14 protein-coding genes and 1 pseudogene are annotated in these 26,099 nt (G+C 54.9%); 9 read left to right on the top strand and 6 right to left on the bottom strand.

Annotation, left to right across the window (positions count from 1 at the left end; all coding sequences use genetic code 11):
- Window position 1 precedes the first annotated feature (1 nt).
- Together dppB and dppA are read right to left on the bottom strand one after the other, a co-directional pair.
- Window positions 2-1,021 carry a dipeptide ABC transporter permease DppB gene (dppB, locus tag WFN87_RS13955; protein ID WP_336983230.1) on the bottom strand — a complete coding sequence of 340 codons (1,020 nt, stop codon included), beginning with the start codon at window positions 1,019-1,021 and terminating at the stop codon, window positions 2-4.
- Window positions 1,022-1,195: 174 nt separating this feature from the next.
- Window positions 1,196-2,803 (bottom strand): dipeptide ABC transporter periplasmic-binding protein DppA, encoded by a 1,608-nt coding sequence (dppA, locus tag WFN87_RS13950; protein WP_008457607.1) that lies wholly within the window; start codon window positions 2,801-2,803, stop codon window positions 1,196-1,198.
- An 846-nt stretch (window positions 2,804-3,649) separates the two neighbouring features.
- Here dppA and WFN87_RS13945 point away from each other — a divergent pair.
- The 7 genes and pseudogenes from WFN87_RS13945 to WFN87_RS13915 all read left to right on the top strand — a co-directional run bounded on the left by WFN87_RS13945 (window position 3,650) and on the right by WFN87_RS13915 (window position 17,288).
- Window positions 3,650-5,326 (top strand): ShlB/FhaC/HecB family hemolysin secretion/activation protein, encoded by a 1,677-nt coding sequence (locus WFN87_RS13945; RefSeq protein WP_336983229.1) that lies wholly within the window; start codon window positions 3,650-3,652, stop codon window positions 5,324-5,326.
- A 10-nt stretch (window positions 5,327-5,336) separates the two neighbouring features.
- Window positions 5,337-13,853: a hemagglutinin repeat-containing protein gene (locus WFN87_RS13940; RefSeq protein WP_336983228.1), complete on the top strand. Its 8,517-nt coding sequence runs from the start codon at window positions 5,337-5,339 to the stop codon at window positions 13,851-13,853.
- A gap of 13 nt (window positions 13,854-13,866) precedes the next feature.
- On the top strand, window positions 13,867-14,175 hold the full coding sequence (locus WFN87_RS13935; protein ID WP_336983227.1) for a hypothetical protein: 309 nt from the start codon (window positions 13,867-13,869) through the stop codon (window positions 14,173-14,175).
- Window positions 14,176-14,296: 121 nt separating this feature from the next.
- A pseudogene (locus WFN87_RS13930) lies at window positions 14,297-14,963 on the top strand (VENN motif pre-toxin domain-containing protein); the annotation flags it as partial.
- A 223-nt stretch (window positions 14,964-15,186) separates the two neighbouring features.
- Window positions 15,187-15,735, top strand: coding sequence for an adhesin (locus WFN87_RS13925; RefSeq protein ID WP_336983225.1), 549 nt, complete (start codon window positions 15,187-15,189; stop codon window positions 15,733-15,735).
- Between the two features lie 862 nt (window positions 15,736-16,597).
- Window positions 16,598-16,843: a hypothetical protein gene (locus tag WFN87_RS13920; protein ID WP_336983224.1), complete on the top strand. Its 246-nt coding sequence runs from the start codon at window positions 16,598-16,600 to the stop codon at window positions 16,841-16,843.
- Window positions 16,844-17,057: 214 nt separating this feature from the next.
- Window positions 17,058-17,288, top strand: a complete 231-nt coding sequence (locus WFN87_RS13915; protein ID WP_336983223.1) for a hypothetical protein — start codon at window positions 17,058-17,060, stop codon at window positions 17,286-17,288.
- Window positions 17,289-17,366: 78 nt separating this feature from the next.
- Here WFN87_RS13915 and eptB read toward each other — a convergent pair whose 3' ends face one another.
- The 3 genes from eptB to WFN87_RS13900 form a co-directional block, all read right to left on the bottom strand.
- The gene (gene eptB, locus WFN87_RS13910) at window positions 17,367-19,049 is read right to left on the bottom strand and encodes a kdo(2)-lipid A phosphoethanolamine 7''-transferase (RefSeq protein ID WP_336983222.1); all 1,683 of its coding nucleotides are present in this window, start codon (window positions 19,047-19,049) and stop codon (window positions 17,367-17,369) included.
- A 191-nt stretch (window positions 19,050-19,240) separates the two neighbouring features.
- Window positions 19,241-20,917, bottom strand: coding sequence for an LTA synthase family protein (locus WFN87_RS13905; RefSeq protein ID WP_336983221.1), 1,677 nt, complete (start codon window positions 20,915-20,917; stop codon window positions 19,241-19,243).
- A 272-nt stretch (window positions 20,918-21,189) separates the two neighbouring features.
- On the bottom strand, window positions 21,190-22,398 hold the full coding sequence (locus tag WFN87_RS13900) for an L-lactate MFS transporter (protein WP_166878835.1): 1,209 nt from the start codon (window positions 22,396-22,398) through the stop codon (window positions 21,190-21,192).
- A gap of 359 nt (window positions 22,399-22,757) precedes the next feature.
- Between WFN87_RS13900 and tag the strand changes: the two genes are divergently transcribed.
- Window positions 22,758-23,321, top strand: coding sequence for a DNA-3-methyladenine glycosylase I (gene tag / locus WFN87_RS13895; protein ID WP_336819349.1), 564 nt, complete (start codon window positions 22,758-22,760; stop codon window positions 23,319-23,321).
- A complete protein-coding gene (locus tag WFN87_RS13890) occupies window positions 23,318-23,779 on the top strand; it encodes an N-acetyltransferase (RefSeq protein WP_336983220.1) in 462 nt (153 codons plus the stop codon). Before tag ends, WFN87_RS13890 begins: the two co-directional genes overlap by 4 nt.
- Here the strand turns inward: WFN87_RS13890 and WFN87_RS13885 are convergent.
- Window positions 23,727-26,057, bottom strand: coding sequence for a molybdopterin guanine dinucleotide-containing S/N-oxide reductase (locus tag WFN87_RS13885; protein ID WP_336983219.1), 2,331 nt, complete (start codon window positions 26,055-26,057; stop codon window positions 23,727-23,729). The genes WFN87_RS13890 and WFN87_RS13885 overlap by 53 nt on opposite strands.
- Window positions 26,058-26,099: the final 42 nt, after the last annotated feature.

The raw sequence follows: 26,099 nt of genomic DNA, 5'->3' as shown, positions 1-26,099 counted from the left end.
CTTATTTCTTATGGCGTATACGCGGGTTCACCACGCCGTACAGCAGGTCTACCAGCAGGTTGACGAGGATAATCATCGTCGCCACCAGCAGCACGCCGCCCTGGACTACCGGGTAGTCACGACGCTGCAGAGCGTCAATGAGCCAGCGGCCAAGACCCGGCCAGGAGAAGATCGTTTCCGTCAGGATGGCGCCCGCCAGCAGAGTACCGACCTGCAGGCCGATAACCGTGACGACCGGCAGCATCGCGTTGCGCAGGGCATGAACCACGATCACGCGCATGCTGGTCAGACCCTTGGCGCGAGCGGTACGGATGTAGTCTTCGCCCAGCACTTCCAGCATGGAAGAGCGGGTCATACGCACGATAACCGCCAGCGGAATAGTGCCCAGCACAATGGCAGGCAAAATCATGTGGGCGACGGCGTCAATAAAATCACCCGGCTGGCCCCAGATAGCGGTATCTATCAGCGCAAATCCGGTGAGCGGCAGGGAGTCATCAAGGAACACGGTGTCGCTGATGCGCCCGGACACCGGCGTCAGGTTCCAGTGCACCGATACCAGCATGATGAGCATCATACCCCACCAGAAAATTGGCATGGAATAGCCGGTCAGCGCGAGGCCCACGGCGGTGTGGTCAAAGATTGAACCACGCTTCACGGCGGCCAGAACGCCCACCGGAATGCCGACGGCAACGGCGAAAATCATCGCGCAGATGCCGAGTTCCAGCGTCGCTTTAAAGCGCGGCACGAACTCGTCCCAAACCGGGAGGCGGCTCTTTAATGAAATGCCCAGATCGCCATGCATTACGCCCCAGATGTAATGGAGGTACTGCTGCCACATTGGCTTGTCGAGACCCATCTCGGCCAGCAGTTGGGCATGACGCTCAGGAGAAATACCGCGCTCTCCGGCCATAATCATCACCGGGTCTCCGGGGATCATATGCACGAAAGCGAAGGTGAGTAGGGTAATACCTATAAACGTGGGGATGACTAACCCCAGTCGTCGGAGGATGAACTGCAGCATATCCCGGATTCTCTGTAGTGACGGAAAGCCTGGTAACTGTTCCGTCTGTATTGCTCACAAATGTTTCCCCCTCTCCCTTTGAGGGAGAGGGTCGGGGTGAGGATGGACAACGCCAATACCCCTCACCCTAACCCTCTCCCCATGGGGGAGAGGGAATAAAGCACGTTACTTTTATTATTCGACGGACACGTTTTCGAAGTGGTGTTTGCCCAGTGGATCAACCACGTAGCCTTTAACTTCTTTACGCACTGGCTCGAACACGGTGGAGTGAGCGATGATCAGCGCTGGCGCCTGATCGTGCATCACAACCTGAGCCTGTTTGTACAGTTCAACACGCTTGTTGTGGTCGTCGGTGGCGCGAGCCGGCTGAATCAGATCTTCAAACGGCTTGTAGCACCAGCGAGAGTAGTTGGAACCGTCTTTCGCCGCGGCGCAGCTGAACAGGGTGGCGAAGAAGTTATCCGGATCCCCATTGTCGCCGGTCCAGCCCATCATGACGGCCTGGTGTTCACCGGCTTTAGCACGCTTCAGGTACTCGCCCCACTCGTAGGTCACGATTTTGGCGGTCACGCCAACTTTCGCCCAGTCAGCCTGAATCATCTCAGCCATGCGGCGAGCGTTCGGGTTGTATGGACGCTGAACTGGCATCGCCCACAGGTCAACGGTGAAGCCTTTGTCCTGACCCGCTTCTTTCAGCAGCGCTTTCGCTTTTTCAGGATCGTAGGTGTAGTCCTTCACGTCATTGTTGTAGCCCCACATGGTTGGTGGGATCAGGTTTTTAGCCGCGGTGCCCGCGCCCTGATAAACGGCTTTAATGATCGCTTCTTTGTTCACCGCGTAGGTCAGCGCCTGACGCACTTTCACGTCGTCAAACGGCTTCTTCTCGGTGTTGAAGGAGAGATAGCCCACGTTCAGGCCAGCCTGTTCCATCAGATTGATGTTCTTGTCTTCTTTCATACGGGCAATGTCGGCCGGGTTCGGGAACGGCATCACCTGACATTCGTTTTTCTGCAGTTTGGCATAACGCACGGAAGCGTCAGGCGTGATGGAGAAGACCAGGCGATCGATCTGCGGCTTGGTACCCCAGTAGCCCGGGAAGGCTTTATACAGAATACGGGAGTCTTTCTGGTACTGCAGCAGCTGGAATGGACCGGTACCGATTGGGTTCAGGTCTGTTTTTTCCGGGGTGCCGGCTTTCATCATGTTGTCCGCATATTCTTTAGAAAGAATAGAGGCGAAGTCCATGGCCATGTCCGCGAGGAACGGCGCTTCTGGACGCGCCAGCACGAACTGCACGGTGTTATCGTCGACTTTCTTGATCTCGGTGATCAGGTCAGGCAGGCCCATGCCTTCGAAGTATTCGTAGCTGCCGCCAGAGACTTTGTGATACGGGTTATCTTTGTTTTTCTGACGGTCAAAGGAGAATACAACGTCGTCGGCGTTGAAATCGCGAGTCGGTTTGAAGTCTTTATTGTCCTGCCACTTCACGCCTTTACGCAGGTGGAAGGTGTAGGTTTTACCGTCCGGGCTAACGTCCCATTTTTCAGCCAGGCCTGGGATGATTTCGGTGGTGCCAGTTTTAAATTCCACCAGACGGTTATAAATCGGTACGGAGCTGGCATCGTAAGTCGTGCCGGAAGTGAACAGCTGTGGGTTAAAGCCCTCTGGGGAACCTTCTGAACAGTAAACCAGGGTTTTGGCTTGTACGCTTGCTGCAACGGTCATGGCAACCAGGCTCAGACCAAATTTCAGCATCCCTGACTTCTTCAAGGAAATACTCATTATTCTGCTCCAATTATGTGTCGTGTTGTGTTTTGTAACCGTCTGACCATTGTTATTGGTGGGTGGTCGGTACGGTGTGCCCGGAGGCGGTGGTGAGGCTAGCAGTTCCTTTCGCGAGTCATGCATGGAGGTAGCACAGACGGTCCGTAAATAGCCCCTCTCGTCCTACAATCTGTCAACAGATTAAGGAAACGTCAATACAGGTCACGGGGATTTACAAGCAAGGTGGGATTCGGCGGGCAAAGATTAAAAAAACCTTCCGGGGACATTTCCAGCAGGGAAATTTATGCTACAGGCTTGTTACCAGAATATTGCACTGCTTAATTTGCAACCTATAGCGCGAACCGATTGTCCGGAATAGGTAAAATTTTGTGTTAAACGATGAATTGTTGCACGATTTATTTTGTGATCTGCATCGCTCACAGCGGAAAATGCTGTCTGCCATCATAAGCGGCGGCGCAAAAAACCATGCTTTTCCATAACCAAATACGATGAATTATATCCCGTATAAAAGCATAACCAAGGCAGTAAGTGAGGGGCGGAGGCGGTTCAACCCTTCCTGGCTGGTAATCCCCCCTTATAATTAATAGGGAGTCTGGCGAGGTAAATTTAAAGTATTCATCCAAGTAATTAATTCGTTATATAAATACGTACGATAATTGGAAGATTCCTAAAAATAACAAATTGACATTAATTTAATATCTTAATAACCTGAAACAATTATTGGCTTCCTACAATTGTTAACGCTCTCATCAATACGCTGCTGTAAATGGAATGCCTGCAATTTTCACCTGTTGATTTATGGACCTCGCGCCAATAATGGCGTGAAAATTAAAGGGAATTTCTGTGCGCGTTCTAAAGTTCTTTGTTTATGGCGGTATTGTTTTACTCTCACTGCTTCATTCTGGATATTCCGCCCCACTGGCTGACGAGCAGCTTATTCGACAACAGGAAAGCCAGCGTGCTCGTGAGGCGCTACTCGCACCGCCGGTGCCGGACGTCAGGCTGTCACCGCAGGCTACGCCTTCTTTCAGCCTTGATTTTCCAAAGGAAACGCCTTGTTTTCCCATTCGGCAGGTTGAATTACAGCAGCGCGAAAAAATACCTCACTGGCTGCCGCTGCAAAAATTAGCCAATCGCGGGGTCGGGCATTGTCTGGGTGGTAAAGGCATTAATAAGTTAATGAGCGTATTACAAAATCGTCTTATTGATAGCGGCTACGTCACGACCCGTGTACTTGCCCCTCAGCAAAATCTTAATTCAGGTAAGTTAATTCTTACTATTTTGCCGGGCACTATCCGGCAGGTGAGATTTACCCCGCAAAGCGGGCATTATGTTTCGTTATTAAATAGTTTCCCGGCAAAACCAGGTGCGCTACTGGATTTACGCGATATCGAGCAAGGCCTGGAGAATTTCCAGCGCGTACCCACCGTTCAGGCCAATATGGAAATTATTCCCGGGGAACAGCCGGGCGAGAGCGATATATTACTGGACTGGAAACAGTCGCGTATGTGGCGGCTTGGCCTGTCGCTGGATGATTCCGGGAGCCGAAGTACAGGGCGCTATCAGGGCGGCGTAACGCTTTATGTTGATAACCCGTTAAGCCTCAGCGACACGCTTTACCTTAACGCCGGCAGTGCGCTGCAGCCTCACGGTGAAAAGGGGACGCATAACTACACCGGGCAATACGCGGTGCCTTTCGGTTACTGGATGACGAGCCTGACGGCCAGCAGCAACGACTACTACCAGACTATCGCCGGGCTGAACGGGGATTACCGCTACCGGGGAAAAAGCAATAACCTCGCCTTTCAGCTAAGCCGCGTCCTGCACCGCAGCGGCAGCCAGAAGACCATTTTTATCTACGACATTATTACCCGTGAGTCGAAAAACTTTCTCGATGATACCCAGATAGACGCCCAGCGCCGTAAAACCGCTGCCTGGAAAGTGGGGTTACAGCATCGCCACTATATCTACGCCGCTACGCTGGATGCCGGTATCAGCTACCAGCGAGGCACCCGCTGGTTTGGTTCGATCCCTGCTACCGAAGAGTATTTTGGAGAGGCAACGGCGCTGAGCAAAATCCTGCTGATGAACGCCCAGCTTGAGTTGCCTTTCGCGCTGGCAGGGCAAAACTTCCGCTACAACGTGCAGTATATGCGGCAGAAGACCAACACGCCTTTAACACCGCAGGAGCAGTTTTCTATCGGCAGCCGCTGGACGGTGAGAGGCTTCGACGGCGAGCGTACCTTGAGCGCGGATAACGGCTGGACGGTTCGCAATGAATTTGGCTGGTTTACGCCGCTGCCGAGTCAGCAGCTCTATCTCGGCGTGGATTACGGGGAAGTGAGCGGTCACAGTAGCCCTTATCTTGTAGGCAATCACCTGGCGGGCGGTGCGCTCGGGCTACGCGGGCTGTTACTGGGTGCAAGCTACGATATTTTCGCCGGTATTCCACTGTCAAAGCCGCAGGGTTTTACCACCGACCCGGTGACGTTCGGTTTCAATCTGAACTGGCAATATTGAGGACTCAAGGATGAATAAGAATCTCTATCGCATCGTGTTTAACAAAGCGCGTGGCGTGCTGATGGTAGTGCCGGATATTGCCGCCTCGGGTCGAGCTGCCTCCTCTCCATCCGAGGGCGTGGGCCATACTCAGCGCCGTTGCATGAGCCGCCTCGGGCGTATTAGCTTCAGTCTTTTACTGGCGATGGGCTGTGTCAGTACGCCGGCCTGGGCAGACATCGTGGCCGACGGCAGCGCGCCAGGCCAGCAGCAGCCGACCATCATAAACAGCGCGAACGGCACACCGCAGATCAACATCCAGACGCCGAGCGCGGCCGGGGTTTCCCAGAATAAGTACAGCCAGTTCGACATCGACCAGAAAGGGGCGATTTTAAACAACTCCCATCAGATGACCCAAACCCAGCTGGGCGGCATGGTGGCGGCTAACCCGTGGCTGGCGAAAGGCGAGGCGAAGGTCATTCTGAACGAAGTGAACTCGCGCGATCCAAGCCAGCTCAATGGGATGCTGGAAGTGGCGGGGCGGCAGGCGCAAATCGTCATTGCTAACCCGGCCGGGATCACCTGTAACGGCTGCGGTTTTATCAACGCCAACCGCACAACGTTGACCACCGGGCAGGTGCAGCTGTCGAACGGCCAGATAACCGGTTACGACGTGAGCCGGGGCACTATTACCGTACAGGGGCGAGGGATGGACAGTTCGCGCCAGGACACGACCGAACTGATTGCCCGGGCGGTAAAAGTGAACGCCACTATTCAGGCGAGAGAGCTTGAGATAACCACCGGGCGGAATAACGTCCGCGCCAGCGATCGTTCTGCGACGGCGAAATCCGATGATGGCAGCGTGCGCCCACAGTTTGCGGTGGATGTGGCGCAGCTTGGCGGCATGTACGCCAATAAAATCCAGCTGAGAGGGACGGAATCCGGCGTCGGCGTACACAATGCCGGAACAATAGGAGCCTCGGCAGGCGACGTCGTGGTCAATGCCGATGGTTCAATCACCAACAGCGGCCTGATCCAGGCCAGCAACAACGTGCAGCTTGCCTCACGCAATGATATTTCAAGTCACGGCGTGCTTGCTGCAGGGATGAAAGCGGACGGTACCGCCAGCGCGGCGGGCGACCTGGCGATGCAAAGTGAGGGCAAGCTCACCGTTAGCGGGCAGAATAGCGCGGTAAACAAGCTGACGGCGAAGGGCACAAGCATTGATTTTAGCGCCAGCCAGAACCGGGCGGGTTCTGTGGAGCTAGCGGCAGCGCAGGGCGATGTTCATACCCAAAAAGCGAATGTCGCGGCGCAGCAGATAACGGTCAGCACCAACGGGATGCTGAACAATGACGGCGGCAGCCTGAGCGCCGATAAACTTAACCTTACCGCCAGCCAGCTTTCCAATCGCCAGGGTTTGTTACAGCAAAGCGGAGATAGCGAACTGACGCTGGCTCATGCGGGCGGCATTGATAACCGCGGTGGAAACATTGTCGCAAACAGTAAAAAGCTGACGCTTAGCGGGGCGAAACTTGATAACCAGCAGGGAAGAATTCAGGCAGATGCGGTCGAGGTCAACACCGCGAAGCAAAGCCTGAACAACCAGCAGGGCGTAATCGCCGCCAGCAAAAGCGTGAAGCTGCAAAGCGGCGGGCTGAACAATGACGAGGGGCTGGTTCAGGCTGGGACTGATTTAGCGCTGGACCTGCAGGGCGGCGCGCTCAGCAACCGCAACAGCGGCAAGAAAGGCATTTTCAGCAATGGCGCGCTGACGGTAAACGGTGGTGCGTTAGACAACCAACATGGCGTTATCGCCAGCGCCGGGGGACTCCAGCTCAACGGCAGCCAGCTGAATAACGACGCGGGCTCGCTCCAGTCCGGCTCAACGCTGGACGTTAACGTGCAGGGCGGCAGCCTGACAAACCGCAGCGGCGGTAACTTGTCGGGCAAAGGGGCGCTGAGCCTCAAAGGCGGAGCGCTGGATAATAGCAGCGGCGTGATAGCCAGCACGCAGAGCCTCCGCCTGAACGGCAGCCAGCTAAACAATGACGCCGGCCTGCTCCAGGCGGGAGGGGATCTCTCTCTGGATTTAGCGGGCGGTACATTCACCAACCGCAACAGCGGGAAAAACGGCGGCGTTCTGAGCCAGGGCCAGCTTACCGTGCAGAGCGGCGCGCTGGATAACAGCGGCGGGTTTATTGCCTCCGGCAAAGACGCCAGCCTGACCACGCTGGCGCTGAATAACACCTCAGGCACGCTGGCAAGCGACGGCACGCTTTCGCTTATCAATGAGGGCATCAACAACCAGCAGGGCCTGATTCAGGCGGGCAAATCGCTTTCGCTGGATACTCGCGGCGGAGCGCTGGTAAACAGCCATGGCGAGCTGACCTCAGGCAAGCATCTGACCCTGCTGAGTGGCGTATTGCTGAACGACGCCGGGCGGATCGTTGCCTCGGAAGATGCGCGGCTGGACACCCTCGGTAACCCGTTCAACAACCAGGCCGGGACGATTGCTGTCGGAGGTGAAGCGAGCATTACCGCTCACGCGCTCAACAACACCGGCGGGCAGGTTCAGGTGGCGGGTAACCTGCAGCTCACGACGCAGAATGCGCTGGAAAACGGCAGCGGGCTTATCCGTAGCGGGAAAACTGCGACGCTTAACGCCGCCAGCATAGTCAACCGTACCACTCATTCAGACCAGCAAGGCATCGAAGGTCAGTCGGTAACGCTGAATACCGGCTCACTCAACAATATCGATGGCGCCGTTCGCAGCAGCGATACCCTGACGCTTAACTCGGGTGGCGTCCTGGACAATACGCGCGGCCTGCTTTCGTCCGGCAATCAGTTAACGGTGAACGGCGGCCAGAGCCTGGCGCTGACCAACAGCGCGGGCACGCTCATTGCCGGGAAGATGCTTACGCTGGATGCCGGGTCAGCGACCGGCGACGGCAAACTTCTCTCGCAGGATGTAATGGCGCTGAACCTGCAAAAAGCGCTGCTTAACGTCGGTCAGATTATTGCCAACGGCAACGTCAGCTTCTCTTTTGCCGGGGGACTGATTAACGAAGGTCTGGTGAAAGCCGGCGGCATAATGACCATGGACGTTCCAGCGCTGCTCAACCGCGTGAACGGGGAAATAAGCGCCGGGGAAACGCATCTGCTGGTGGGTGGAGCGTTAACAAACTGGGGGCTGCTGGACGGCGGCTTGACCCATATCAGCGCCGACACGCTTAACAACTACGGCTCCGGGCGTATTTATGGCGACCACGTTGCCCTGCAGGCGGGGACGCTGAATAACGAAGCGAAAGACGGTGTGGCCCCGGTTATCGCCGCCCGGCAGCGTCTGGATTTAGGTGTTGGCACGCTGAATAACGTTGGCCACGCGATGATTTACAGCGCGGGTGATGTGGTCTTCGGCGGCAGCCTCAATGACCAGTGGCAGGCCCAGGGGCAGGCGCTGACGTTCAATAACCACAGCTCGACGCTGGAATCCGCCGGTAATATGACCCTCAATATTGGCGAGATTAATAACCTCAATGACAACCTGAAAACGCAGGTACTGGAGACGGAAAACTCTGCGCATCACGAAGCGGCGCTGAAAGGTTCTCCGACGCACTACGACTGGAGTAAGGTCGATACCAGTAAAAAGAATAAGTACGGCGTGCATACGGCTAAGATGCCGGACGGTTCACAGAGCGAAGAGTTTTATGAGTACAACTACCAGCGGACGGTGAAAGAGACGCAGGTCGTGGAGACCGATCCGGGCAAAATCATCGCCGGCGGCAACCTGACCATCAACAGCAATCAGCTGAATAACCGCGACAGCACGGTTGTTGCCGGTGGGCTGCTGGGCGGCACGATAGTTCAACTGAATAACCTGGCAACCCTGGGCGAGCGTGTGATTACCGACGTGGGTAGCCAGACGCGCTGGTATGCCAAGAAGAAGAAAAAGAAACTGGGCGGCACCAAAACCAGCCAGGGGAAAGACACCAGCAGTTACAAACCGGCCGTGATTATCCAAAAAATCGATCTGAAGCAGATGGCCTGGCAGGGCAATGCCCTGATTAACGGCAGCGGCACGGCGATCTCAAGCCGTGATACCGGCGGTGTTACAACCCATATTATCGATCCGGGCAAGCTGGATGCGGCGCTGGCGCAGCATCCTGTTACCGTCCCACCGGGGCAAATCGTTGAGATTGCCAGCGGCCCGGACAGTGCAATTCGCCTCACGCCGCCAGACCTCCGCCTGCCCGATAACAGTCTTTATCAGCTGCACCCGTCGAACGACGTCCCGTTCCTGATTGAGACCGACCCGCGTTTTACCAATCAGAAGCAGTGGCTCAGCAGCGACTATATGCAAAGCCAGTTCGCGCTGGACGGCGGGAACATCCTCAAGCGGCTGGGCGATGGCTTCTATGAGCAAAACCTGATCCGCCAGCAGATAACTGAACTGACCGGGAACCGCTTCCTGAAAGGGTTTGATAACGATGAGAATCAGTATCAGGCGCTGATGGATGCAGGCGTGGCGTTTGGTAAACAATACAACCTCACGCCGGGCGTGGCGCTGACGCCTCAGCAAATGGCGCTGCTGACCAGCGATATGGTCTGGCTGGTGAAACAGGACGTGACGCTGCCTGACGGGTCGGTACAAAGCGTACTGGTGCCGCAGGTCTACGCCCGCGTGCGGCCGGGCGACCTCGACGGCAGCGGGGCGTTGATGTCCGGCGGCAACATTGCGCTGAACGTGAAAAACGATCTCACTAACAGCGGACATATCAGCGGACGCGAAATTACGCAAATCACTGCCGAAAACATCACCAACAGCGGCTATCTTGGTGGAAATCGCGTCAGTCTTCAGGCGCGGACCGATATCAATAACATAGGCGGAACGCTGCAGGCCAGCGATGGCCTGATTGCCGTGGCTGGCCGCGACATCAATAGCACCACCACCACGCGTGGAGATGGCACCAACAGCTGGATCGACCGCCCTGCCGGTATCTTCGTGCAGAACGATGGCGGCGAGCTGGGGCTGCAGGCGCTGAACAACATCAGCCTGACCGGCAGCCTGGTCAGCAACAGCGGCGCAAACAGCAAAACGCGGCTGCTGGCTGGCAATGACCTGAGCCTGAACACCGTGACCACCACCCACACGGAATCCGGCGACTGGGGCGGCGGCAACGACCGGCACGTCGTTCAGACAACGGATGTCGGCAGCCAGATAAACGGCAACGGCACCGTGGCGTTGAGCGCCGGGCACGACGTGAACGCCCGCGCGGCAAGCGTTACTGCGGCAGATAAGCTTGCGGTGGCGGCAGGCAACGATATCAATATCACCAGCGGCGAGTCGTCGTATCAGGTCACCGAAAATAGCCGGCAAAGCTCCGGCGGCTGGCTGTCGAAAAAGACCATCACCACCCATGACGACGTGAAGGTAACGGACGCGCTGGGCAGTACGCTTGATGGCGACAGTATCACCCTGCAGGCCGGAAATAATCTGACCGTGAAGGGCAGCAGCGTGGCGGCAACCCATGACGTTAATCTGTCTGCCGGCAACGACCTGACCTTAACCACGGCTGAAAACACCCGCCAGGAAAATCATCAGTATCAGGAGAAAACCTCCGGCCTGTCCGGCACCGGCGGGATTGGGGTGAGCTATGGCAAGAGTGAGCTGAAAACCACCGACGGCGGCAAATCACTGAGCAGCACCGGCAGCACGGTAGGCAGCACCGCCGGGAACGTGAACCTGAGCGCCGGTAACGCGCTGACGGTGAAAGGCTCAGAGGTGCTGGCGAAGCAGGATCTGCTGCTGACCGGGAAGGACGTGAGCATTCTTGCGGCGGAAAATCAGAGTACGCAAACCCACATCACCGAGCAAAAAACCAGCGGCCTGACGCTGGCGCTGTCCGGCGTGGTGGGGAGCGCGGTGAATCAGGCGGTGAGCCAGGCAAACTCCGCCAGAAAAGAGAGCAACGGCCGCCTGGCCACGCTACAGGGCGTGCAGTCGGCGCTAAGTGGTGTGGAGGCTTACCAGGGGAATCAGCTGAATAACGCCGAAGGCGGCTCGCCGGGTAGCGTGGTGGGCGTGAATCTCTCCTGGGGCAGCCAGTCGTCGACATCGACCCAGACGCAGACGTCGAACCAGAGCCAGGGCAGCCAGCTTACCGCCGGGAATAACCTGACGATTAAGGCAAGCGAGGGCGATATTCGCGTACAGGGCAGCGAGCTACAGGCGGGCAAAGACATGCTGCTGAACGCGAAGCGTGACGTGGTGCTGGAGTCCGCGCTGAACAGCCAGAAGCTGGACGGCAAAAACGAAAGCCACGGCAGCGCCTACGGCGTGGGGATCAACTTCGGCAGCGGGGCGAACGGCATTTCGGTTAACGCCAGCGTCAACAAAGGCAAAGGCAACGAGAAAGGCACCGGTACCTCGCATACCGAAACGACGCTGAATGCCGGGAATAACCTCAATATCGTCAGCGGGCGCGACACGACGCTGAGCGGGGCGCAGGCGAGCGGTAACAGCGTGAAGATGGACGTGGGCCGCAACCTTCAGCTTACCAGCGAGCAGGACACGGACAATTACGACTCTAAGCAGACCAATATGAGCGCCGGAGGGAGCGCAAGTCTGGGCGGTGGTTCGCTGTCGCTCAACGCCTCGCGGGATAAAATGCACAGTACGTACGCGTCGGTGCAGGAGCAGACGGGCATCTTCGCCGGTAAAGGCGGGTTTGATATTACGGTGGGCGAGCATACGCAGCTGAACGGGGCGGTCATCGGCTCGACGGCGGATGCCGGAAAAAATAAACTGGATACGGGGACGCTGGGCTTTAAGGATATTGAGAACAGCGCGGAGTACAAGGTAGAGCACCAGAGCGTGGGCATCAGCTCGGGCGGTAGCGTGGGCAGCCAGTTCCTGGGGAACGTGGCGAGTGGGCTACTGGTGGGGGCGAACGGCTCCGGCAGTGCCAGCTCCACGACGAAGTCGGCGGTGAGCGAAGGCACCATCGTTATCCGCGATAAAGAGAAACAGCAGCAGGATGTGGCTAACCTGAGTCGTGACGCGGAGCACGCCAACCAGACGCTAAGCCCGATCTTCGACAAAGAGAAAGAGCAGAACCGGCTGCGTGAGGCGCAGCTTATCGGTGAGATTGGGGTGCAGGCGGGGAATATTGCGGCGACGCAGGGCAAAATTGAAGCCACCCGGGTGGCGAACGAGAAGATGAAGAGCGTCACCCCGGAGCAGCTTCAGGCGGCGAAAGAGGCGTTGATTAAAGCTAACCCGGATAAAACGCCGACTGACGCAGAGGTTGCCAGCCATGCTTATCAGTCGTTCTATGACAGGGCGTTTGCCGACTCTGACTTTGGCACGGGCGGGAAAGTGCAGCGTGCCATTCAGGCGGCAACGGCAGCGGTGCAGGGCCTGGCAGGTGGCGACCTGGCCAAAGCGGTGGCGGGCGGTTCGGCTCCGTTTATCGCGAATATCATCGGCAGCAGCGGGCTGGACGCGGGCGGGAAGGTACTTGCTCACGCGGCGGTGAATGCGGCGCTGGCGGCGGCACAGGGAAATAATGCACTGGTCGGCGCGTCGGGAGCGGCCACGGCAGAGCTGGTCGGGATGGTGGCGACGAATGCCTACGGTAAGCCGGTCAGCGAACTGACTGAAACAGAGAAGCAGACGGTAAGCGCGCTGGCAACGCTGGCGGCAGGGCTGGCGGGTGGTTTAACCGGTAACAGTACAGCAGATGCGGTCGCAGGGGCACAGACCGGGAAAACGACGGTTGAGAATAATGCGCTGAGTTCAACTCAGGCGCTGACTTTTGATAAAGAACTCTCGGACTGTCGCAAATCCGGTGGTGACTGCCAGGCAGTTATTGATAAGTGGAAACAGATCAGTGACAAGCAGAGTGCAGAAACCGACCAGAAGCTGAAAGACGATCCGCTGGGAGCTCAGGTTATAGATAAGGAGATTGCTCAGGGCGGGTATGATATGGCAGAGCGTCCGGGCTGGTTGAGCAACATCGGTGCAGATGTGATGACCAGTGAGGAAGCGAAAGCTTACGTTCAGCAGTGGAACGGTCAGGATCTGTTGAAGATAGATCAGAACAGCCCTGGCTGGACGAAGTTCGCCGCCTTTGTATCCGACCCGGAGAATCAGGCAGCGGTAGGATCGCTGGGGATGCTGGGTAAAGACTTGGTACAAGCAGCTAAAAATTTCGCTAAAGGGGGTACAATTCCCAAAGGCTTACCTGTACCAGACAGCCTATCTAAAGAAATCCATCCAGGTCAGCAAGGCAAACATATTCCGGGACATAATAATTATACGCCAGGCCGTTCTCCATTAATGGAAGGAGTTGATCCTCAGAAATTGTTGAATGGGGTTCATTCTGGCCAATATAAAATAATACGAATGACGCCTAGAAATCAGCCAGTTGTTAATTTTGGAAAACCGATAGGCACTTATGAAGGTCAACCAACGAGTTACGGAATAATCCATTATGGGAAAAATGGTGCACATGTTGTTCCTGCCAACCCGATTCAACATTAAGGATTCTAACTAAATGAAAAATATACCAGAATGGTTATATTTATGGACAACAAAAGCCTTGCTTGGTGAAATATATCCATCCATAAGAGCTATCGCTGTCGGATTTAATGAAGAACGCTGTCTGGTCTTACGATATTACCTTGATCGGGAGCCTAAAGAGGATGACTACGAAAATATAGACGAGGTAATAACCAATATATTAGCGAATACATCATCTAACAATGACATTAGAGACGTAAAAGATGAAATACACTTCAACCTAAAACCGTTTAAAGACCTGGAACCATTGAACGGCTTTATTTATATGAGAAAAGAAAGATAAATAATCCCGGCCCTCAGTGGCCGGGATATCCCTTCTAACTCACGGAAAGGAAAGGGAAAAACCGTGTTCGCAGGCAGACTGTGCACAGGAAAGCGTTGTTGTTGAGAATAACTGGCTGAGCGCGGAGCATGCCAACCAGACGCTGAGCCCGATCTTCGACAAAGAGAAAGAGCAGAACCGGCTGCGCGAGGCGCAGCTTATCGGCGAAACTGGGGTTCAGGCGGGGAATATTGCCCGGACTCAGGGTGACCTCAGCGGGCTTAAAGCGGCGAAAGACAAATATCCGGGTCTGAGCGCGGATGAGCTGAGAAAAACCGATATTTACCAGGCGGAGATGAAGCGGTTTGGCACCGGGTCCTCGCTGCAGCAGGGAATTCAGGCGGCAACGGCAACGGCAGCGGTGCAGGGCCTGGCAGGTGGCGACCTGGCTAAAGCGGTGGCGGGTGGTTCGGCCCCGTATATCGCGAATATCATCGGCAGCAGCGGGCTGGACGCGGGCGGGAAGGTACTTGCTCACGCGGCGGTGAATGCGGCGCTGGCGGCGGCACAGGGAAATAATGCACAGGTCGGCGCGTCGGGAGCGGCCACGGCAGAGCTGGTCGGGATGGTGGCGACGAATGCCTACGGTAAGCCGGTCAGCGAACTGAGTGAAACAGAGAAGCAGACAGTAAGCGCGCTGGCAACGCTGGCGGCAGGGCTGGCGGGTGGATTAACCGGTAACGGTACAGCAGATGCGGTCGCAGGGGCACAGACCGGGAAAACGACGGTTGAGAATAACTGGCTGAGTGAGAAAGAGGCTCGTCAGCTTGATAAAGAAATGCAGGAATGCAAAAAATCTGGTGGTGACTGTAAAAAGGTGGTCGAAATCTGGATGCGAATAAGCATCAGGTAAGGTTAAGCGAGAAGCTGAAAGATCCGGATGCAGCGGCAATAGTAAAATATCTTAACGGCTCGGATCTGAAATTCCTGAACGATAATATCACAACCAGTGATAGAGTTATGGATGTGATTATGACACCAACGTCCTGGCCGGTAGCGGTAATGGGGGGCAAAGCGATTATTACTAATGCGGTGAATAACTCCAAAGAGTTGCTTGTTGCTGTGGGTATTACGGGGGCAGCCAGTGCAGGTATTCAATATGGAACAACAGGTGAAGTAAAACTGTCTGACGTAATTGGTTCAGTAATTGTTGGCGGGATTACAGTCGGTAAGGAATATAATCCTACGGTGACATGGAACGCAGCCAGTGGTTATTACCAGGCTGAAATTAGTGGTGATGATCCGTTTATAGGCGCTCTGATGAGTAAGGCAGGCGCTTCAGCGGGTTATGTTGCAGGAAATATAATTAAATTACCGATGGACAAAGTTCTTAACCCAGTATCAAAGCAGTACGAATGTGTATCGACAGGAGTATGGACAATTACTAAACCAGTGCCACAACATCCTTTACCATCTATAGTCGGTAATATGGGTGATTCTGCTGCATCAGAACTATTACCGAAATATTTAGAAAAAAATCTGAGGCAAATAAATGATGAAAAGCCTCGTCGTGTTAGCTAAGGTTTTCTTACTAATTGAGCTTGCTATTTGCTCCATTGTCACGGCTTTTTTCCTTTTTTTTGAAGGATTAACTTATCTATCTGAAGGTACTTCTTATTTTTATAACTTATGGAAAGGATTGAGAGGCGCTACTTTTGGATCTATCCCAGCAAGTATTATCCTATGGTTTTTTTACTATGTAGTGCCTGCGCTAAAAAGTAAGTAAGATCTTATCTAGCAATAAATCCCAACCCTCCACGGTTGGGTTCTTTACTTTATACACCAGTCAGTTAGCTCTTTACCGCTTCGGTTTGCCGATCACCTCGATAAGCTTAGTGACCTGCTTTTGCTTGCGGGCGGAGGACTTACAGACCTTCTTCAGCGTCTGCATGTTCTCCGGCTCAGGCTGGGGCAGCTCTCTCCGGTTCAGGCGGCGGAGCCGGAAATGGCTCCCAGGCAGTCAGTATCAGGCAACCGGGCACCACCCGCGCCTTGAGCAGCGCCCCTGTCTCAAACTTCGCCTAATCCCTGAACAGCCAGAAACTGGACGGCAAAAACGAAAGCCCCGGCATTTCGGTTAACGCCAGCGCCAACAAGGGCAAAGGCAACGAGAAAGGCACCGATATTGGGAGGGGATCAGGAGGTATTTTGAGTACAGTAAGTGCCGGGACAGGTTATATCGTTGGTAACATAATCAAAGTTCCTTTTGAGAAAGTGCTAAATCCAATGTCAAAGCAGTACGAATGGATACCTAAGGTGTATGGACAATTTCCAAATCTGTACCTCAAAGCTCAGTGCCATCAGTAGCAGCTAATGTTGCAGACTCTGCAGCTTCTGGTCTTTCCAATTATGCTACGAGTGATAAAAATGTGGAGGCAAAAAAATGATGAAAGTACCAACATGGAAATTGGTATTGTTATTTTTTTATTCCTGCGCAGCCGTTCCGGCTACTATGTTCATATTGAGCTTAGTATTTCAGTGGATCCTTGCCCCCGGAGTTGATGTTGATTTTTTTAGCCATGAAAAAGTGCATGTTGCCGTCAAAATGGCAGTTGTAGGTTTCTTTTTGGGGATATGTCTATGGCTTTCCTATTACTTGTCCTATAGAAAGCGAATGTTAAATAAATAAGTTATTGTTGAGAATAATGCGCTTAGTTCAACTCAGGCGCTGGCCTTCGATAAAGAGCTGTAGGACTGCCGGAAATCTGGCGGTGGCTCGCTGTCGCTGAACATCTCGCGGGATAAAAGGCAAAGCACGTATCTCAGGCGTTTTCTTCGCCGCGTTAAGTGCATGCTCTTTTCAGGCCGCAGCGGAAGATTATAGCCGCGTCGATTGCAATCAGGTGGAAGTCAGAAAGGCGCTGATTGAAGCTTATAACGACATGCTGGACTCCAATAACGCTGGGGTAAAAGTGATTGATGCTTACGACCAGGTTACGGTCAAAGCCTGTAAGGATAAGCTCGAGTGCACCGGGACCTACGATTTCTCTGACGGCGATTCTGGTAAAGTAAAATACAGAACCTACCTGAACCGCATGGGCGAGCCGATTGAGGAGTTTGTGCCTGTAGAATAATAACCATGAATGCACCCGCAGGTGCTTTCAGGCAGAAAATAAAGCTCATAACCTTCAGAGGTTTTGAGCTTTTTTTATTCAGTTCGCCGCTTTAGCCGGCACGTGGCACCAGTTGTTATTCTGATTAATCCCGCCGTTAGGCGAGGTGTAGCCCAGGCAACCGAGGATGGTGTCGAACAACTCAACGTGGCGATGCGGCACCTTCATGGCCGCCTGCTCTTTCAGATGTTTAAAGGCATCGGCAGCCGTTGGATTGGCCAGGTATTTATCCGAGGCCCAAACCAGCAGCGGGACGCGGAATTGTTCCGGCGGTGCCATTTTACGCGGCGTGCCGTGCAGGTGCATGGAGTCGCTGATGGATTCGCCGTGGTCGGCGGCGTAGAAGACTATCGCTTTCTTATCGCGAAGCTGGTCGAGCACGCTGTCTATCATCGTATCGACATACAGGACCGAATTATCAAAGGCGTTAATCAGCATCTCCTTTGAACAGCCTTTGCCAATATCAATGCATTCTGGCGTCCATTTCGCAAAGCTGCGTGGGTAGCGCTGGGCATAGGAGAAGTGGGAGCCTTTGGTATGCAGAATGATCAGATGTTTGCCGTCAGGATTCTGCTCGAGGGATTGCTTCATCTCATCAACCAGCAGCATGTCGTCCACGGTTTTACCGCGATTGCGGGGCTCGGCGGCGATTTGTTCGCGGAAGGCAAGGGTGTCCGGCATGGCGTTTTTGTAGAACCAAATTTCGCTCTGCATGGCATAAAGGTCGGCGCTAAACCCCAGCTGTTTTAAGACCGCGAAGATGTTTTGCTCTTTCAGCGTACGCTGAGGGTTATCTTCTGCCCCACCTTCGCGGACGAACATGCAGCGCAGCGAGAGTTTGGTGGCGGTATCGCAGGACTCCCCGCGGAATGCGACCAGGTTTTTCTCTTTGGCGAGGTTTGGCGTGGTGTCACGGCCATAGCCCAATATTCCCATATGATCCCAGCGCGTGGTTTCGCCAATAATAAACACCACGTAAGCGTCGTCCAGCCCGGGCGGCGTGACGTAGGTGAACTTTTTCGTCGGATTCATCAGCGAACCGTTGCCGGTGGATTCGTCGGCATTCGCCCAGGCAAAAAGCCCCAGGGAAGAGACCCAGTTGACCGGCACATAGGAGCTGGCCACCACGCCGCCGTAGCTGGCCATATCCGTCGTTGACCCATGCTCATCGTCGGACTGCATTTCACCCAGCATACGCAACGGGGCCCAGACCAGCAGGCCCGCACAAAGCAGGATAGCGATGTTTTTGATGCGCTGGCCGGGGATTTTCAACTGCTGAAGCAGCGTGTCCTGGGCGCTGTTGAACCAGATAAGGAACAGCGGGATAGCGCTGACCAGCGTCATCCAGATGGCAAAGTGGTAGCCGACAACTTCTTTAGAAAGATCGATATCGGTGGTCATCACCGAGGCAATAATGCCGTAGCCAATCACCACGTTGAAGAAGGTCATGTAGTAGCTGGCGGCCACGGAACACAGCACCACGAAGGAGGCCAGAACCCGCCAGAGATTGCGGCCAAAGAGCGACAGCAGGCGTAACAGGAAAAACGTCACCAGCAGGCAGGCGAAAAACTCTGCCGCGGCGGCCAGGCCCTTCCAGGCGATGAAGAGCTGGGCACGGCTATCAAAACGTTGGTAGAAAACAGAGATATTCAAAAACCAGCCAATGTATACCCCCAGCAAGAGACACAGTTTTTGCTGGGATAATGTTTTTATGTAATTCATGCAGGGCATCCAGGCGATATAAAATATAAGCGCTATTCAGACCGTGGAGTCGCCAGCTAGTTCTGAAAAGCTTGTGAAACGAAGAGGATTCCTGGTGAGAGGGCAAAATTCGAAGGAAATGGCCGGTTTTTAACAAAAAAAGACCCCAGTTTTAGGCCGGGGTCTTTTTGCCGTCTGCTTAGCAAAGAGAATCAGGGCTTCGAGGCCGCATGCAGTTCATCGTAGACATAATGCCTGTAGCTATTAAACAGCGTTGTGTCCGGGCAATCATTCAGCCTGCCCTGGCACAAATGGCGCATGTCTATATTGGCCTGATAGAACGGCGACACTTTTAGCTGGGCCTGTTCGAGCAACATCCCCCCAAGGAAAGCGATGTCGGTGATGGCGCCCAGGTCAGCCACCGGCGGGGCATTATAATTATCCCGCAGGCTGAATTGTGAAAGATGGACCGGATCATCCTGTTCCGTGGTGTAGCCATTGGCCCAGTCTATGGCTGGCTGGTGGTCGCCAAAGTACATAAACATGGTCGGACGCGGGCGTTGGTCAACAAACTGGAAGAAGTCAGCCAGCGCGGTTTCTGCGTTTTTAATCTTCTCAACGTAATGGCTGAATTTCCCGGCGGCATCCTTGTTCTTCATCGCCGACGTGAGCTGGTAATCATCGGCATGCCCTGCGTCATAAGGGCCGTGTTCATACATCGTTAAGGCATAAACAAACACGGGTTTATCGGTGTGGCTGGCAAGGAGCTTTTTAACATAGCTCAGGACATCTGCAGTGGGAATGTGCCACAGGTTATCTGCCAAATCACCCGGGTAGCCCAACTCCTGCGGCTGGATAATTTTATCCACGCCCATGATGGTGTAGGCGTGGCCGGCGTTATAGGCCGATTTGTTGAATGGCGTCAGAACCACGGTGTAATAACCGTTGTCTTTCATCTGCTTAAACAGGCTGTCGTTGACGTGATCGACCGCGGAATAAAACACCGAATTTTTCAACGCCCCGAAATCATCGCTGCGCATTCCGGTTAAGGCTGCGAACTCAGACAGCCAGGTGCCGCCCCCGAAGGTTTGCACGCGCATCAGCGTGTGGGCTTTCACCTTACTGTCCTGCTCAAACATAGAGAAGTGCGGCAGTAATTGAGGATCAGGCACTTTATACAGGCGCGGATCCACCGTTGATTCCTGCAGCAGCAGAACGATATCAGGCTTCACGCTGGCTGAGGCGGTTGTCTTGTTATTCAGCGCCGCCGCGCGGGAAATAAATTCCTGAGACGTCGCCTGAGGGAACGTTGGCGCGTCATAGCTGGCCTGGATGCCTGACAGCGCCAGGTTTGACAGCACGCCGGTTCCGCCAGGCAGTTTGGTGGCCCAGTCGTGCTGATTCTTCATTACGCTGTGGCTAAGCGTTGACGCCGAGCCCAGCATCACGCCGAGGGCAATCAGCGGGGCGAGCATCCCTTTCCGCCGCGGTACGGCGCGCCAGCAGATAATAATCGTCAGGATAAGCAGCGCTATCATTGCCGCAACGGCGATACCGGCGGAAGGATAATGCAGCAGCGTGCCCGCATTGGCCGGATCGGCCATCAGGTAAAAATCGCTAAACAGCAGCTGGTCTTTGTAATAGTGGACCTTAAGCTGGTTACAAAATTGCAGCAGGATCACCAGCAGGCTGCTGGTCCCGACGGCAAAAATGACTCTGGCGGAGAGTAAATAAAACAGTCCGCAGGTAAAAATGAAGGCACTTGCCGCGATAACAAGAGGGTAGATATCGCGCGGAGAGTTACCCGCAATGATGATCAGGGCTGCAATTAGAAGCAATGTGACATAAAGATATGTCCAGAGCGATTTTCGGCTGGTTTTTTGTACCATAATGCTCGTTTCTCTGTGGGACTGTTCTGGATAGCAAATGTTGTCTTAGGAGAGACATCCCTCTGCTGGCCTGACGTGTGAAAAGAGGATAAGGCGGTTAGAAGGGGATTTATCCTGGCCGGGATAATACAGCTTGTGGTGAAAAAGTCTCCCCAAAGACGGTTATTTCATTGCTGTGGTTGTGTTTTTGTTTGAAGAGGGCAAGCGAGGCGGGGATGAATTGCGTTAAGGCCGCCCTATTCGGCGGCCTTAATATGGGTGTGACGAGGCTATCAGGCGTGGGCGTGCTTGTGATTGAGTACGGCGCGTACCGGCTGGCGAATCGTGGTGGAAATTGCCAGCGACAGAATCAACAGCGCGAAGATAACGCAGAAGGTCACGTAGAAGCCGCCGAACAGCGAGGCGATGATGGAGCCGCAGATACTGCCGATGCCGAAGCCCAGGTAAATCACGCCGTAGTTTTTGGTCAGATTGTTCAGGCCAAAGAATTCGCTGACCAGCGAAGGGTAAACGGTGATGGTGCCGCCAAAGTTAAAGGCAACGCAGGCGATGGCCGCAAAGAAGGTGGCTTCGTTGAGTGGGGCAAACAGCAGGGCCGCCATACCGACCAGAGAAATCACCTGACCAATAGTTATCACGCGGATACGGGCAATTTTATCGGACAGGATACCGAGCACCAGGCGGCCGCTAAGGTTAGCAATGGAGATAACGGTGACCGCGTTGGCGGCGGACATTGCATCCAGGTGAACCATGCCCTGAGCGATATCTTTTGCAACGCCGATAACGTACAGGCCGCTCATGCAGGCGGTGAGGAACATCAGAGCCAGCATCCAGTATTGCGGCTGGCGCATAGATTCAGCGAGAGTGAAATCGGTTTTTGCCGCGCCGTTTGCGGATTTAGTTTCCTGCAGCGGAGCATCTTTCATCATGGTGGCGCCGAACAGCACCATCACCATCGCCAGGCCACCCCAAATCATAAAGGTGTTTTCCAGGCCGTAGGCCGCCAGCAGGTGGGTATCAATGTATTTAAAACCGAGGCTGCCGAGGCCATAGGCGCCGATGGAGAAGGCAGAAATCAGGCCTTTACGTTCCGGGAACCACTTCACGCAGTTCGACAGCGTCAGCAGGTAGCCAGCGCCGTCCGCCAGGCCAACCAGCACGCCCGCCGTGAGCCAGAGCATCATCAGGTTGTTGGCATGTGCGGTGAAGAACAATCCGGCTCCGAGCAGCACACCCGCCGCCATGGTGACTTTACGCACACCAAAGCGGTCCTGCAGTTTGCCCGCCACGGAAGAAGAGATGGCGAGGCCAAGGCTCAGCAGGCCGAAGGAGAAGGCGACCTGGCTGATTGGCGCGTCCAGTTTCTGGGACAGCGCGCTGTTGAACAGGCTCCAGGTATAAACGGAACCCAGCGCGAACTGAGTAATGATGGTTCCGATGAGGGTTAACCAGCGAGTACGGTTGTAGGTGGCAGTGTTCATGGCAGATGTCCTGCGAATCTAAGGGAAGTTATCTGCCGCCTACGATAGCGAAGCGCCGTTTATTCCAGGAAAAAACGGCATGAAATGCATGAAGAACGGAATGAAGTGCCTCTGAAACGGTATGAACGGCCTTCCTGTTGCACTTTATGTTTTGTTGGTTAGTGCTCGCTATCGTTGTGTTGTGCGTACTTGCTGTATATCAAATGTTAAATCATAAATGAGATATAGTTAACATTTTGCAAAATTACCGGTGTTAAGTGCCCTTTCTTTGATCTCATTCAGGGTTGCGAAATATCCCGGATTCACTATTGTCAGAAAGTAAAATTTACCCGCGCTCGGCAGGTTACAGGGAGAGCTAAATGGAACGTTGTGGCTGGGTCACTCAGGATCCGCTGTATCTGGAGTATCACGACACAGAGTGGGGCGTGCCGGTTACCGACGGGCAGAAGCTCTTTGAGATGATTTGCCTGGAAGGCCAGCAGGCCGGACTGTCGTGGATCACCGTGTTGAAAAAACGCGAAAATTACCGACAGCGTTTCAGGCATTTTGACCCCTATGCCGTGGCGTTGATTCAGCCGGAAGAGGTGGATGTGCTGATGCAGGATGCCGGCATTATTCGCCACCGAGGGAAAATCGAGGCGATCATCACCAACGCCAAAGCTTTCCTCGCGATGGAAGCTAACGGCGAGAGCTTCCCGGATTTTGTCTGGGGATTTGTCGACCATACACCTCAGGTGTCGCATGCCGCTTCACTCCGCGAGGTCCCGGCCTTTACACCGACGTCAGATGCGCTGTCTAAAGCGCTAAAAAAACGTGGGTTTAAGTTTGTGGGGTCGACAATTTGCTATTCGTTTATGCAAGCCTGCGGCCTGGTCAATGACCATGTGACGGGCTGCTTCTGCCACCCTGATGTTCGCCAATGATCCAGCTGTTTAACATTGGGGAAATGGATGCGCTCATGGCGCTCTGGCTGGAAAGTACTATCGACGGCCATCCGTTTATCCCGGAAAGCTACTGGTACGAAAGCCTCAACCTGGTACGCAATGTCTATATTCCTCAGTCAAAAACGTGGGTTTATCTGCACCAGCAGCAGACGGTGGGGTTTATCAGCGTGATGGATCGGCAGTTTATCGGCGCGCTGTTCGTGGCACCTTCTTTTGCCGGGCAGGGGATCGGCGGCGAATTGCTGGCGAAGGTGAAGGCGGAATACCCGGCCTTAAGTCTCGAGGTGTATCAAAAAAATCGCCGGGCGGTGCATTTCTACCACCGCCACGGCTTTCATATCGAAGAGAGCGCCTGGCAGGAAGAAACGCAGCACCCGACGTGGATTATGAACTGGCAGGTGGATCAAACGCCGTCACAACAGGAGCAGGACCAGTAAATTTCTCCGCCCAGACGAGGGAGTTATTTGCCGCGCAGCCGTTGGCCAGCCGCGAAGACGGAATATCCATGGTGAGGACGTTAACCGCGCCGTTTTTACACAGCCGGTCTTTATCCAGGTCGGGCCATGCGCCCTGGTGGATACACACCACGCCGGGCCTGATGCCATCGGTTACCTGAGCGCCAACCAGCACTTGCCCGCGAGCGTTCCATACCCGCACTAAATCTCCGTGAGCGATGCCGCGCGCTTTAGCGTCAATCGGGTGCAGCGTAATAGGCTCTCGCCCGGCGATGGCGTACTGGTCGCGCAGTCCGGCATAGTTCAGCTGGCTGTGCAGGCGGTGAGCCGGATGGGATGAAAGTAGCTGTAGCTGGCCGGAGGCAGCATTGCCCTGCCATTCGTCTGGTGGCAGCCAGCTTGGGTGCGGCGGGCAGTCGGCATAGCCAAAGCTGGCGATGCGCTCTGAGTAGATCTCAATTTTACCGCTCGGCGTTTTGAGTGGGTTTGCCTCAGGATCGTCCCGAAAAGCGGCAAAGCGAATAAATTCGGCATTTTTCGCATTTTCTGGCATTTCTATCAGTTGGTTAGCTGCCCAGAACTCACTGAAGTCCGGGAGATCGATCTGCTGCGTAGCGCCACGCTGACGGGCGATATCATAGAAAGACGCCAGCCATTCAAGCTCATTTTTCCCTTCGCTGAACCGTGCTTCACCGCCGGATTCCCATCGTTCGCTTAGCTCTGCAAAAATATCAAAGTCATTTCTCGCTTCTCCCTGCGGGGCGACGACCTGTTTCATGGGGACCAGATGCTGATTGCTGTAATCACCGGTCATCGTCATGTCGTTCCGCTCGAACGAAGTGGTCACCGGCAGAACGATATCGGCGTGTTTTGCCGCTGCGGTCCAGAAGCATTCGGAGATAACGATCAGCTCAGGCTTTTGCCAGGCTGCGGCCAGGCGGTTAGTGTCCTGATGATGGGTGAAGTTACTGCCGCCGGCCCACCACAGCATACGAATGTCCGGGAAGGTGTGCCGTTGCCCGTTGTGCTGGTAATCCCTGCCGGGGTTTTCCAGCGCCTCGACGATGCGCGCCACGGGGATTTTCTCCACGGCATCGGTGCCGCCTTTAAGAGAGCCCTGCAGGGAACCGAGAACCGCTGCGCTGCGGGTCGGGTTGCCGCCGTTGGCGAAGTGGTAGGAAAGGCCAAAGCCGCCGCCTGGAGTGCCAATCTGGCCCAGCATGGCGGCCAGCGTGACCAGCATCCAGTGTTTCTGTTCGCCGTATTGCTGGCGCTGCATACCCCAGCCCGCCATCAGCATGGTGCGCTTGCGGCTGAAAAGATCGGCCAGATTTTCGATGGTTACCGCGGGGATACCGCAGATCTCAGCCGCCCAGGCCGCACTTTTGGGCGTCCCGTCAGCGTTGCCGAGCAGATAAGCTTCAAATTTGTCGTAGCCATAGGTGCAGCGGGCGAGGAAAGCGGTATCGTGCCTGCCGCGAATGACCAGCGTGTGGGCAATGCCGAGCATCAGCGCTACGTCGGTGCCCATATGCGGGGCGATCCATTCGGCTCGTTCCCCGAAGAAATCCACCGTTTCAGAGCGCATCGGGTCGATGGCGACGATCGTTTTGCCGCTGTTTTTTAGCTGTTCGAAGAACTTCACGCCCTGTTCGTCGCTGGCATTCCAGGCAATCTTCAGCGTGTTGAGCGGATTCGCGCTCCAGAGCACCACGACTTCGCTGTTCTCAAGCAGCAGCGGCCAGCTGGTCTGTTGCTGGTAAACCTCGTTAGAGCCCACCACGTAGGGCATGATCACCTGCGCAGCACCGGTGGAGTAGTCGCCGGAATGCCCGGTATAGCCGCCCGCGAGGCTCATGTAGCGCTGAAGCAGCGTGGAGGCTTTGTGCAGCACGCCGTTGGATCGCCAGCCGTAGGAACCTGAGAAAATGGCCGCCGGGCCGTGGCTCTCGCGAATGCGCTTGTGCTGCTGGTGAATCAACGTCAGGGCATCATCCCAACTGATGCGGACATAGTCATCTTTACCGCGAACTCCCTGAGGCTTATCCGGGGAGGCCAGAAACCCTTTCCGGGCCATAGGAAACGCCACGCGAGCTTTGCTGTGAACCTGGTCGGGCACGGCACTTTGTAGCGAGTTTTGATGACCGGTTTCAAGCGCGCCGCGAGAGTGGTAAACCCGTTGCCCGTCGGTTTCGACCAGCATGGGGCCCCAATGTGCGGCGGTGAGGATCTGTTTACGTGCAGGCGATGTATAGGCCAATTTGGGCTCCGCGATGGCAGGTGCTGGGCTGTACGCCCGCGT

It is taken from the genome of Cedecea sp. AS113 (assembly GCF_037152415.1).
Lineage (GTDB): Bacteria > Pseudomonadota > Gammaproteobacteria > Enterobacterales > Enterobacteriaceae > Cedecea.
The sequence above is the reverse complement of the archived record's forward strand: the minus strand, read 5'-3'. Positions and strand labels throughout refer to the sequence as shown.

Excerpts from the sequence above, each read along its gene's own strand:
- dppB (WP_336983230.1), bottom strand. The coding sequence starts at position 1,021 with ATGCTGCAGTTCATCCTCCGACGACTGGGGTTAGTCATCCCCACGTTT.
- dppA (WP_008457607.1), bottom strand. The coding sequence starts at position 2,803 with ATGAGTATTTCCTTGAAGAAGTCAGGGATGCTGAAATTTGGTCTGAGC.
- WFN87_RS13940 (WP_336983228.1), top strand. The coding sequence starts at position 5,337 with ATGAATAAGAATCTCTATCGCATCGTGTTTAACAAAGCGCGTGGCGTG.
- WFN87_RS13935 (WP_336983227.1), top strand. The coding sequence starts at position 13,867 with ATGAAAAATATACCAGAATGGTTATATTTATGGACAACAAAAGCCTTG.
- WFN87_RS13925 (WP_336983225.1), top strand. The coding sequence starts at position 15,187 with ATGACACCAACGTCCTGGCCGGTAGCGGTAATGGGGGGCAAAGCGATT.
- WFN87_RS13920 (WP_336983224.1), top strand. The coding sequence starts at position 16,598 with ATGATGAAAGTACCAACATGGAAATTGGTATTGTTATTTTTTTATTCC.
- eptB (WP_336983222.1), bottom strand. The coding sequence starts at position 19,049 with ATGAATTACATAAAAACATTATCCCAGCAAAAACTGTGTCTCTTGCTG.
- WFN87_RS13905 (WP_336983221.1), bottom strand. The coding sequence starts at position 20,917 with ATGGTACAAAAAACCAGCCGAAAATCGCTCTGGACATATCTTTATGTC.
- WFN87_RS13900 (WP_166878835.1), bottom strand. The coding sequence starts at position 22,398 with ATGAACACTGCCACCTACAACCGTACTCGCTGGTTAACCCTCATCGGA.
- tag (WP_336819349.1), top strand. The coding sequence starts at position 22,758 with ATGGAACGTTGTGGCTGGGTCACTCAGGATCCGCTGTATCTGGAGTAT.
- WFN87_RS13890 (WP_336983220.1), top strand. The coding sequence starts at position 23,318 with ATGATCCAGCTGTTTAACATTGGGGAAATGGATGCGCTCATGGCGCTC.